The following is a 10,512-nucleotide window of genomic DNA, read 5'->3' on the forward strand; positions in this document are numbered from 1 at the left end:
TATCGCCCGACCGGTGTGAAAGTTTCCGTCACTTACCCTCCTCGCATCCCCGTAATCACGTCCCGCCCTGATGAGGATGCGCTCAGTGAAGATTGCTCGCTCGATCCGTCGTTGTGCCGTTGTCGGATCAATTCTGTTGATCAGCGGAATGATCGTTTCCACACCCGCGTGGGCTGACGAACAGGCATCCTGCCAGGAAGTTTCCGTACCGGTCGCGGTCGCCGGCGATGCGCACGCCCGGATCGCCGGGTCGCTCTGCCTGCCTGAGGAACGGGTCGATGCCATTCAGGTTCTCGTTCCCGGGGCGACCTACAATCGAATATACTGGGATTTCCCTGAGAGGTCCTACGCGCGCTATGCCCAGGATCACGGACAGGCGACGTTAGCGATGGATCGATTGGACACCGGGCGTTCCACCCAGGTCGATCCGCAATTGGTGACGGTCCAGGCGGACGCGTCCTCGATTCATCAGGTGATCGACGCGCTGCGTGCCGGAAAGGTCGGCGGGCAGCGGTTCTCGCGAGTGTTGCTCGCCGGTCATTCGCTGGGCTCGATCGTGGCGGTCGACGAGGCGGCCACCTATCACGACGTCGACGCGCTCGCGCTGACCGGATTCAGCCACTTCCCCCGGGCGAGCTTCCTCGCGGCGGTGCCGGTGATCCTCAAACCGACCCAGACCGATGGCGACCCCAGGCTGGCGAATCGCCCCGTCGGCGAGCTGACGATCGACGGGCCCGATCGGAAGAAGTCGTTCTACGCGCCCGACGACGCCGACCCCAAGGTCGTCGCGACGGACGCCGCCACGAAGGACACCTTGACGGCCAACGAGCTGACCTCGTTCCCGACCTACCAGCTGGACATGAACCGGGTCACCGCGCCGACCCTGATCGCGGTCGGCAACAAGGACGCCGCCTTCGGCTGCGGACCGGCCGTCGTCACGCTCGCCGACTGCTCGAACCAGCAGGTCCTGCGCACCAGTGAACAGCCCTACTTCACGAACGCCAGAACCCTGGACACCTACGTCCAGCAGGGTTCAGGCCACGACCTGAACCTCTCCAACCACTACCGGCAGTGGTTCGACGCCCTGTCCACCTGGGCCGCGCACCACTCGCACTGAACAGCCGTGAGTGTTCTGGGTTGCCATAGCAACCCAGAACACTCACGGGTCGTTCCTAGTGGGGGCGGGTCGACAGGGGTTGCGGGTGCACCGGGGCGTCGTCGGCCAGGTCGGCGTGCGCGGTTTCGGGTGCGGCCTTCAGCGCGATCAGGGTCAGGGCGAGCATCGCCACCACGTAGACCGAGACCGCGTAGACCGTGCCGAACTGGGCGACCAGCGCGATCGACACGATCGGCGCGATACCGCCGCTGATCACCCCGGCGAGCTGGTAGCCGGCGGCGCCGGAGAACCGCAGCTTCGTCGCGAACAGCTCCGCCACGAACGAGGCCTGCGGGCCGTACATGCAGGCGTGGGTGATCAACGCGACGATCGTGGCCAGGACGATCACCACGGTCGACTTGGTGTCCAGCAGCGGGAAGAAGGCGAACGACCAGAGCGCCGCGCTGACCGCGCCGATCGCGTAGACGGGGCGGCGGCCGTAGCGGTCGGACAGCGAACCGAACAGCGGGATGAGCGGGATCTGCACGGCTGAGGCGATCAGTACGGCGTTCAGGCCGACGCTCTTGCTGATCCCGAGCGCGGTGCTCAGGTACACCAGGATGTAGGAGGTGAAGGTGTAGAAGGCGACGTCGGTGCCGATCCGCAGGCCCATCGACACGAGCAGCCCGCGCGGGTGGTTGCGGATCACCTCGAGCAGCGGCAGCTTGACCTTCTCACCCTTGTTCTCGACCTCGGTGAACAGCGGGCTCTCCGCGATCGTGCGCCGGATCCACAGCCCGACCAGCATCAGCACGCCGGACAGCAGGAAGCCGATCCGCCAGCCCCAGGACAGGAACGCCTCCTCGGGCAGCACCGCGGACAGCACGCCGAGCACCCCGGCGGCGGCCAGGTTGCCCATCGGCACGCCGACCTGCGGCCAGCTCGCGTTGAAGCCGCGCCGCTTCGGGTCGCCGTGCTCCAGAGTCATCAGCACCGCGCCGCCCCACTCGCCGCCGAGCCCGATGCCCTGGACGAACCGCAGCACGGCGAGCAGGATCGGCGCCGCGACGCCGATCGTGGTGAACCCGGGAAGGCAGCCGATGAGGAACGTCGCGCCGCCCATCATCAGCAGGGTGGTGATCAGTACCTGCTTGCGGCCGACCCGGTCACCGATATGACCGAAGATGATGCCGCCGAGCGGGCGTGCCACGAAGCCGACGGCGGCGGTGGTGAACGCCAGCAGCGTCCCGGCGACCGGGCTGAACGAGGGGAAGAACAGCTTGTTGAACACCACCGCGGAGGCGGCGGCGTAGAGGAAGAAGTCGTACCACTCCAGCGAGGTGCCGACCAGCGCGGCGGCGAGGACCTTGCGTGGAGCGCTGGGCGTCCGGTGCTCGGTGTCGGTCATGGTTGCCTCTCGGTGGTGTCAGCGGAACGATCAAGGACGAATCGGAGTCGTTGTCCGGGTCTTGCGTGCGCGGCGATCCACAGGTCGTCGGGGTGCACGACGCCGATGACCGGGTAGCCGCCGGTGACCGGGTGGTCGGCGAGGAACAGGATCGGCTGGCCCGCCGGCGGCACCTGCAGGGCGCCTTCGACGGTGGGCTCCGGCGGCAGCTCCCGGACGTGGCGGTGGCGCAGGGCCGGTCCGGCGAGCCGGATGCCGATCCGGTTGCTCTGCGCGGTGACCTCGTAGCCGTCGCGCGCGCACAGTGTGGCCAGCGCGTCGTCGACGAACCAGTGATCGCGCGGGCCGGGCAGCACCCGCAGCACCGGCCGGTCCGGGTACGCACGCTGCGGGGCGAGGTCGACGTTCGGGTACTCGGCGGTCTGCGTGCCGATCCGCAACATCGAACCCGGTTCGAGCGGCGCGGGGCCGAGCCCGGCGAGGGTGTCGGTGGCGCGCGCACCGAGCACCAGCGGCACCGCGATGCCGCCGCGCACCGCCAGGTAGGTGCGCATTCCCTCGGTCGGCATGCCCAGCCGCAGCTCGGTGCCTGCGTAGACGTGCATCGGCGTGTACATCCCGACGCCTCTGCTGGCGCCGCCGGTCACCGTCATCGGGCAGGGGGCTCCGGTGACCGCGATCAGCGCGGCGCGGGTGAAGCGGACGGTCAGGCCGCCGAACGTGGCTTCGATCGCCGCGTTGTTCTCCGGGTTGCCGACCAGTCGGTTGGCCAGCCGCAGGCTGTGCCGGTCGACCGCGCCCGAGGCGCCGACGCCGAGCTCGGCGAGGCCGGGGCGGCCGACGTCCTGGATGGTGGCCGACGGCCCGGTGGCCAGAACCTCCATGCAGGGCGGGCGGGACGCCCACAGGTCGAGCCGGTAGTCGGCCGGCAGGCGGTTGTCGTCGTTCGGCTCGCTGATCGGAGGGCTGATCGACACGGTCATCGGCGCACCGCCTCGAACCGCACCGGTGTACCGGGGGCGAGTAGCGCGGGCGGGTCCCGCCGCAGGTCCCACACGGTCAGGTCGCTGGTGCCGATCACCCGCCAGCCGCCGGGCGACGAGCGGGGGTAGACGCCGGTGTACTCGTCGGCCAGCGCGACCGAACCGGCCGGAACCGAGGTGCGCGGTGTGCTCTTGCGCGGCAGGTGCAGCTTCGGGTCGAGGCCGGTCAGGTAGCCGAAGCCGGGGGAGAAGCCGCAGAACGCGACGGTGTAGGTGGCCCCGGTGTGCCGGGCGACGACCTCGTCGGTGGACAGCCCGGTCGCGGTGGCGACCTCGTGCAGATCGAGCCCGTTGTAGCGAACCGGCACCACGACCTCGGCGTGAGCATGATCGACACGGTCACCGAGTGGCAGCTCGGTGACCGTGTCGACCAGCCGGGTGAAGCTGGTCCGCGCTCGGTCGAAGCGGATCAGCAGTGTCCGAGCCGCGGGTACCAGCTCGAGCACGCCCTCGGGTCGGGCGGTCCGCAGCGAGGTGTGCAGCGAGACCACCTCGTTCCGGTCGGCCAGCTCGACCAGAGCGCCGGTGTGGCCACAACGGAAGATGTCCATCGAGCTCGTCAGCAGCACTCGTCGACGGCGGCGAGCGCCTCGGTGCCGGCGGGGGTCAGGACCGCCCGGAGCACGTCACCGGTACGGGTGCCCGCGGTGATCAGACCGTTCGCCAGTAGCTGGTAGGCCGCGAGCTGGTCGCACGCGCCGCGCCAGTCGATCAGCAACCGGGGCAGCGGGCCGGGGGAGAGCTGGCAGCGACCGGCCGCGACCGCGATGAGCAGGGCCCGGTCCCGCCGGTTCAGCGCGGGGCGTTCCGTCGTCGTCGTTCGGGATGAGCTGGTCATGGCTACCTCGCTCGTGAAGAGTGTCGACCGTCACTGTGGAGGCAATGCTAGGGTATTGTTCAACGATTCTTCAAGGGGTTGGCCCTGCCATTCTCCCAAAGTTGCTAGACTCGCCTCCTGTCTGAACCGATGTACGGGAGGCTGGCGTGGAGTCGCAGGGTTTGTTGGCCGACCGCGCGCTGCTGGGTCGCACGAGCACGGCCGAGCGCGTCGGCGACATCCTGCGCACCCGGATCAGCGCCGGTTACTTCCCGCCCGGCGCGCGGCTGGCCGAAGAGGAGATCACCGAGGCGCTCGGGGTCTCCCGCAACACGCTGCGCGAGGCGTTCCGGCTGCTCACCCACGAGCGGCTGCTGATCCACGAGCTCAACCGAGGCATGTTCGTGCGGGTCCCGGACGTCGACGACGTGCACGATCTGTACGCGGTGCGCAAACACGTGCAGTGCTCCGTCGTGCGCACCGCGCCCACGAGTCCCGAACTACTGGCGCCGATCGCCGAGACGATCCGGGCGGGCAAGGTCGCGCTGGCCGAACAGAACTGGCAGGCGCTCGGCACCGCGGACATCTCGTTCCACGAGGAGATGGTCGCGCTCGCCGGCAGTGACCGGATCACCGAGCTGATGCGCGGTGTCCTGGCCGAGCTGCGGCTGGTCTTCCACGTGATGGACAACCCGCGCTGGTTCCACGAGCCGTACCTGGCGCGCAACGAGGAGATCCTCGACGCGCTGCGGGAGGGCAACGGGGCCCGCGCCGACGAGCTGCTCTACAAGTACCTCGACGACGCCGAACGGCAGCTGGTCGAGACCTACGTGCTGCGCCGCGCGGAACACGTCAAATGAGCGACCTGGACCTGAACTCCGACCTCGCCGAAGGGTTCGGGGTCTGGCGCCTCGGCGACGACGAGGCGCTGCTGGAGGTCGTGACCTCGGCGAACGTGGCCTGCGGGTTCCACGCCGGGGACGCCTCGACGATGCGCAAGGTGTGCGCCGTCGCCGCGCGGCGGGGTGTCGCGGTCGGAGCGCAGGTGTCCTACCGGGACCTGGCCGGTTTCGGTCGCCGGTTCATCGAGGTGGACCCGGTCGAGCTGGCCGACGAGGTGCTCTACCAGATCGGCGCGCTGCAGGCCTTCGCCGCCGCCGCCGGGACCAGGGTCTCCTACGTCAAGCCGCACGGCGCGCTGTACAACGCGACGGTCCACCACGCGGTGCAGGCCGGCGCGGTCGTGGACGGTGTGCGCGCGTTCGGTGACCTGCCGGTGCTGGGGCTGCCCGGCTCGACGCTGCTGGCCTCGGCGGAGAAGGCCGGGCTGGAGCCGGTCGAGGAGGCCTTTGCCGACCGCGGCTACACCCCCGAGGGCACGCTGGTGCCTCGATCCTCTCCCGATGCGTTGCTGACCAGCGCCGACCAGGTCGTGGAGCGGGCGCTGCGGCTGGCCTCGGACGGCGAGCTGGTGGCGGTCGACGGCACGGTCCTGCGGGTGTCGGCCCGCTCGCTGTGCCTGCACGGCGACACCGAGGGCGCGGTGGACCTGGCGCGAGCGGTCCGCTCGGCCCTCGACGCTCGCGGCGTCACTCTCGCTCCCTTCGCAGCTCAGACCCCGTGAGTGGCGAGTGGTCCCCTGGGACCACTCGCCACTCACGGGGTCTTTCGCCTGGACGATTGCACGGGTGCGGACACCTGTTCGGCATGCCTACGTGGGGAAGAGAGTATCGAGGCATTGCCAGATCGTCGAACAATCCCCTACCATCTGCCCACCGCTGCAATCCACGTCACACCTCGGGAGGGTGATCGCGGTGAGCGACTCATGAGCACCCGGTTCACGATCGGTGAGCTGGCCGCCAAGACCGGACTGACGCAGCACACGCTGAGGTACTACGAGAACGCCGGGTTGCTCCTCGACATCTCGCGTCGGTCGAACGGTCGCCGGGTGTACTTCACGGGCGACCTCGAGCGCGCGATCCTGCTGACGAAGCTGCGCTCCAGCGGCATGTCGATCGCCGAGCTCCGGCAGTTCGTGGAGATGTCCATGTCCGACGGCGTGGATGCGGCCACTCGACGGGAGACGCTGCGGAACTGTCGACGACAGATCGCGGAGCGGATCGACCGGCTGCGGGAAGCGCTGGAGGCCGTGACCGAGCTGTGCGACGAGGATGAGTAGGACAGCGCGGATGCCCGCTCGCGAAGCGCGGTTCGTCGCGCCGGGGGACATCAAGCCGTGCTGCGCGAACCCTGGGTGTGCGAACCAGGTCCCGCCGGCCCCGGGCCGCGTGCGGCTCTACTGCGGAAGGGCGTGTCGTATTCAGGCGCGCCAGGTTCGGATCGTCGCGCGCCGAGGCGATCGTGAGGGGTGCGGACGACCCTGAGCGCTCACGAGGTGTAGTCGGCCTCGGTGACCGCTGGGCCCCACTCGGGCTGGGTGCCGTCGGCCGCGATCTCCTCGATCGCCAGGTGGGTCATGAACGTCGTCGGACCCGCGCCGTGCCAGTGCCATTCGCCGGCCAGGATGCGCACCGCGTCACCCGCGCGGATCGTCTCGACGGGTTCACCGCGCCGCTGCACCCGGCCCTCGCCGTCGGTCACGACGAGGACCTGACCCACCGGGTGGCTGTGCCAGGCGGTCCGGGCGCCCGGCGCGAACCGGACGCTGTCGACCGCGATGTGCAGGTCGGAGTCGGGGGCGGCGAGTTCGTCGATCCAGGCGGGTCCGGAGATCCATTGCGTGGGCGCCGTAGTGGTGGCTCGGGCTCGGGTGATGTCCATGGCAAGTACTGTACATACTAATAGTTACAGTTGTCGACGGACCGTTCTGGTCGACACAGCATGCAGCTTGTCCGGGTTGGCGACGTTGTGGATGGCGGCGATCCGGCCGTCGGCGTCCAGGTCGAGCGTGAGTGTGGCGATGACGCGCCCGCCACCGGTGAACACGATCCCCGGAGTGGCGTTGAGCTCGACCAGCTCCACGGACATGTCCGAGGGCTCCACTCCCTGGTAGGGGCGTGCGGCGACGCCGGCGAACCACGCCGCGACCCGCTCCGCGCCGAGCACCGGGCGCATGGCCTGGCGCACCTTGCCGCCGCCGTCGGTCCACAGCGCGACCTCCGGCGCGAGCAGCTCCAACAGGGTGTTGAGATCACCGCCGGCCGCGGCCGCGAGGAACCGCCGCGTGGTCTCCCGCTGCCGCGCGGGGTCGATGTGCAGCCGGGGTCGGCGGGCCTGGACGTGCTTGCGGGCACGGTGCGCGGTCTGGCGCACCGCGTCCTCGGAACGATCGACGGCCTCGGCGATCTCGGCGGAGGAGAAGCCGAACACCTCCTTCAGCACGAACACCGCGCGCTCCAGCGGGCTCAGCGTCTCCAGCACCACCAGCATGGCGATCGACACCGATTCCGAGGCAACGGCGGGATCGGTCGAATCGGTGCTGGTCAGGATCGGTTCGGGCAGCCACGGGCCGACGTAGGCCTCGCGCCTGCTCCGGATCGACCGCAGCCGGTCCATAGCCGTGTTCGTCACGATCCGCACCAGGTAGGCCTTCGGGTCGGCGACCTGGGACCGGTCCGCACCCGACCATTTCAACCAGCTGTCCTGCACCGCGTCCTCGGCGTCGGCAGCAGTGCCCAGGATGCGGTAGGCCACCGAGAACAGCAGGTTGCGGTACTCGGCGTAGACCTGCTCCGGGCTGGTCATCGTGTGTACCGCCCGCCTCGGCGCCACGCGAACGACCCCGAAGAGGGCAGCCTGCGCATGCGCTGGAACGACGGCCACGGTGCCGAACTCACCGTCTCCTTGTACCAGACCGCCGGCCCGCCGGTCAGGCAGAAGCGTTTCGGGCTGTCGTCGGGGTGGGTGAACTGGATGACCGCGTCCCGCCGCCCCAGGCTCACCGGCGCGTGCAGGTAGCCGAAGCGGAACGGCTTGGGCCGGCGGCCGCTCAGCTCGCGGGTGATCGACAGCGCGGTGTGCACCCCGGTCGGCATCCCGCCCTGGCAGGTGCCGTGCATGAGGCCGTAACCCTGGTGCACGGCCGCGGCGTCGCCGACCGCGTAGACGCCCCGGTGCGACACCGACCGCAGCGTGGAGTCGGTGAGGATGCGGCCCCGGTCGTCGGTGTCGATCCCGGCGGCCGAGGGCAGCGGCGAGACCCGCACGCCGCTGGTCCACAGCACCGCGTCGGCCGGGATCGCGTCCTCACCGAGCAGGTCCACCGAGTCCGGCGTCACCTTGGCGATCTCCGCGAGCCGGATCTCGACGCCCAGCCTGCGCAGCGCCTCCCGCAGGTACGCCTGGGCCTTCGCGCCCAGCGTCGCGCCGGGCTCCTGCCTGCCGACCAGGACGACCCGCAGGCCCGCATGCTGCTCGGCGATCTCGGCGGCGGCCTCGACCCCGGTCAGTCCGCTGCCGCACACGACGACGGTGCCGGTGCCCTGCTCGTCCAGCTCGCGGAGCCGCCGGGCCAGCAGCTCGGCGCCGTGGGCGCCGTCGAACGTGTGGGAGTGCTCGTCCGCGCCGGGCACCGAGGTCGTGTCGGCGACCGAGCCCAGCGCGTAGACGAGCGTGTCGTACTCCAGCACCCGCTCGTCGTCGACCCGGACCGTGCCAGCGCCGGCGTCGATGCCGGTCACCCAGCCGCGCTCGAACCTGACGCCGCTACCGTCCAGCAGCGCCGGGATGCGCAGGTCGGCCAGCTGCTGACCGGCGCCGGCCTGGTGCAGGCGCAGCCGTTCTGTGAACCGGTCCGACGCGCTGACCAGCGTGATCTCCACGTCGTCGCGTCGCTTGGTGCGTGCGGCCAGGCTCACCGTCGTGGTCAGTCCGGCGTAGCCCGCTCCCAGGATGACGATCTTGTGCATCGGATTCCGTCCTCTCCATCGTGTGCTGATGGACCCCCAGACGGAAGCCGGGGCCGAGAGCGTGAGGTCGAGTGACGACCGTCACGTCACCGGTGATAGGTGTAGCTCTCACCCGTGTAGCGGCCCCTCGGGTTGATCACCGGGTACCAGAGCGCCCGCGGGTCGAGGACCGTCTCCAGGTCGTCCGTGAGGTGGGCACAGTCCGGGTGGCCGGAGTCGAGCGCCTGCCGCAGGGCCGCGCGGGCGCCGTCGATGTCGCCCTGCTTCTTGAGCAGGAGCCCGAGGTTCGTCGCGGCCATCGGCAGCTGGTCGGGGTGGCCCGAGCTGATGGCGCGATGGAACGCGGTGGTCGCGCCGGACACGTCGCCGCTCCGCATGAGGAGTACGCCGAGGTTGGTCGCGGCCATCGGCGCGTAGTCGGGATGCTCGCGCTCGATGACCAGCCGGTACGCCGCGCACGCGCTCTCGACGTCGTGGTCCTGGCTCTCGAGGCCGCGCACGAGGTCGGCGAAGCCGGAGCCCAGCACCAGCCGGTGGGCCTCGCGTACGGCGGCGACCTCAGCGTGCTCGGCGAACAGGGCGTCCAGGTTCTTCCACGCGGCGTGACGCACATCGGGGTGACCGGAGGAGATCGCCCGCTGATAGGCGTCCGCCGCACCCGCCGTGTCGCCGTGCGCGGCCAGCAGTACTGCCAGGTTGTTCCACGCCCTGGGTTCCTCGTCCCGATGCCCGGAGTCGATCGCCCGCCGGTAGGCGGCACGGGCGCTGTCGACGTCGCCCTGCTCGGCGAACAGCTCACCCAGGTTGCCCGAGGCGGCCGGGCCGTAGGTCGGGTCGTCGGAGTCGGCCGCGAGCCGGTACGCGGCGCACGCCCCGGGAACATCGCCCTGGTCGTGCAGCAGCCGTCCCAGGTTGAACGCGGAAATGGGTGCGTAGAGGGGATAGCCCGACTCGGCACCGCACCGGAACGCCGCCTGTGCCGCCGCCGTCTCACCATGCTCCAGCAGCATCATCCCCAGGTTGTTGGCGGCGAGCGACGAATAGTGCACGTCGTCGGAGTCAATGGCCAGCTGGTATGCGGCCCGAGCGCCCGCGACGTCCCCCGAACGCTCCAGCTCGGCCCCACGCTGGTAGGAGCCCCGCGCTGTCACGGGTCCCCGCCGTCTCCATCGCACCCGCCCATCCTGCAGCACACCATCCCCGTTCCGCGCGCGCGAATCATGATCATCACCGCCTCACGGCTGATTGCGGGCCCGAAAACAGCCCTCAGGCGGTGGTGA

Annotated in this window: 12 protein-coding genes; 4 read left to right on the forward strand and 8 right to left on the reverse strand. The window is 70.1% G+C overall.

Annotation, left to right across the window (positions count from 1 at the left end):
• The first annotated feature begins 85 nt into the window (after nt 1-85).
• Nucleotides 86-1,117, forward strand: a complete 1,032-nt coding sequence (locus G406_RS54145; RefSeq protein ID WP_169736719.1) for an alpha/beta fold hydrolase — start codon at nt 86-88, stop codon at nt 1,115-1,117.
• 55 nt (nt 1,118-1,172) lie between these two features.
• On the opposite strand, the gene G406_RS0118260 is transcribed toward G406_RS54145, so the two are convergent.
• From G406_RS0118260 to G406_RS0118275, 4 genes are all read right to left on the reverse strand, one after another.
• Nucleotides 1,173-2,504: an MFS transporter gene (locus G406_RS0118260; protein ID WP_028934948.1), complete on the reverse strand. Its 1,332-nt coding sequence runs from the start codon at nt 2,502-2,504 to the stop codon at nt 1,173-1,175.
• Nucleotides 2,501-3,388, reverse strand: coding sequence for a 5-oxoprolinase subunit C family protein (locus G406_RS0118265; RefSeq protein WP_028934949.1), 888 nt, complete (start codon nt 3,386-3,388; stop codon nt 2,501-2,503). Before G406_RS0118265 ends, G406_RS0118260 begins: the two co-directional genes overlap by 4 nt.
• Before the next feature lie 95 nt (nt 3,389-3,483).
• The gene (locus G406_RS0118270; protein WP_028934950.1) at nt 3,484-4,098 is read right to left on the reverse strand and encodes a 5-oxoprolinase subunit B family protein; all 615 of its coding nucleotides are present in this window, start codon (nt 4,096-4,098) and stop codon (nt 3,484-3,486) included.
• A gap of 8 nt (nt 4,099-4,106) precedes the next feature.
• On the reverse strand, nt 4,107-4,385 hold the full coding sequence (locus tag G406_RS0118275) for a hypothetical protein (RefSeq protein ID WP_051342302.1): 279 nt from the start codon (nt 4,383-4,385) through the stop codon (nt 4,107-4,109).
• A 146-nt stretch (nt 4,386-4,531) separates the two neighbouring features.
• Between G406_RS0118275 and G406_RS0118280 the strand changes: the two genes are divergently transcribed.
• From G406_RS0118280 to G406_RS47820, 3 genes are all read left to right on the forward strand, one after another.
• Nucleotides 4,532-5,224 carry a GntR family transcriptional regulator gene (locus G406_RS0118280; protein WP_028934952.1) on the forward strand — a complete coding sequence of 231 codons (693 nt, stop codon included), beginning with the start codon at nt 4,532-4,534 and terminating at the stop codon, nt 5,222-5,224.
• Nucleotides 5,221-5,988, forward strand: coding sequence for a LamB/YcsF family protein (locus tag G406_RS0118285; protein ID WP_028934953.1), 768 nt, complete (start codon nt 5,221-5,223; stop codon nt 5,986-5,988). Before G406_RS0118280 ends, G406_RS0118285 begins: the two co-directional genes overlap by 4 nt.
• Nucleotides 5,989-6,189: 201 nt before the next feature.
• Nucleotides 6,190-6,543 carry a MerR family transcriptional regulator gene (locus tag G406_RS47820; RefSeq protein WP_051342303.1) on the forward strand — a complete coding sequence of 118 codons (354 nt, stop codon included), beginning with the start codon at nt 6,190-6,192 and terminating at the stop codon, nt 6,541-6,543.
• Nucleotides 6,544-6,752: 209 nt separating this feature from the next.
• Here the strand turns inward: G406_RS47820 and G406_RS47825 are convergent, their stop codons facing one another.
• The 4 genes from G406_RS47825 to G406_RS0118310 all read right to left on the reverse strand — a co-directional run bounded on the left by G406_RS47825 (nt 6,753) and on the right by G406_RS0118310 (nt 10,383).
• On the reverse strand, nt 6,753-7,145 hold the full coding sequence (locus G406_RS47825) for a (R)-mandelonitrile lyase (protein ID WP_037077270.1): 393 nt from the start codon (nt 7,143-7,145) through the stop codon (nt 6,753-6,755).
• Between the two features lie 24 nt (nt 7,146-7,169).
• A complete protein-coding gene (locus G406_RS0118300; RefSeq protein WP_028934954.1) occupies nt 7,170-8,069 on the reverse strand; it encodes an RNA polymerase sigma-70 factor in 900 nt (299 codons plus the stop codon).
• Nucleotides 8,066-9,232 (reverse strand): NAD(P)/FAD-dependent oxidoreductase, encoded by a 1,167-nt coding sequence (locus tag G406_RS0118305; RefSeq protein WP_037077272.1) that lies wholly within the window; start codon nt 9,230-9,232, stop codon nt 8,066-8,068. The genes G406_RS0118300 and G406_RS0118305 overlap by 4 nt, the downstream gene beginning before the upstream one ends.
• 86 nt (nt 9,233-9,318) lie before the next feature.
• On the reverse strand, nt 9,319-10,383 hold the full coding sequence (locus tag G406_RS0118310) for a tetratricopeptide repeat protein (protein ID WP_028934956.1): 1,065 nt from the start codon (nt 10,381-10,383) through the stop codon (nt 9,319-9,321).
• Between the last annotated feature and the right edge of the window lie 129 nt (nt 10,384-10,512).

Source organism: Actinospineispora spinosispora DSM 44797 (assembly GCF_000429025.1).
Classification (GTDB): Bacteria; Actinomycetota; Actinomycetes; order Mycobacteriales; family Pseudonocardiaceae; genus Pseudonocardia; species Pseudonocardia spinosispora.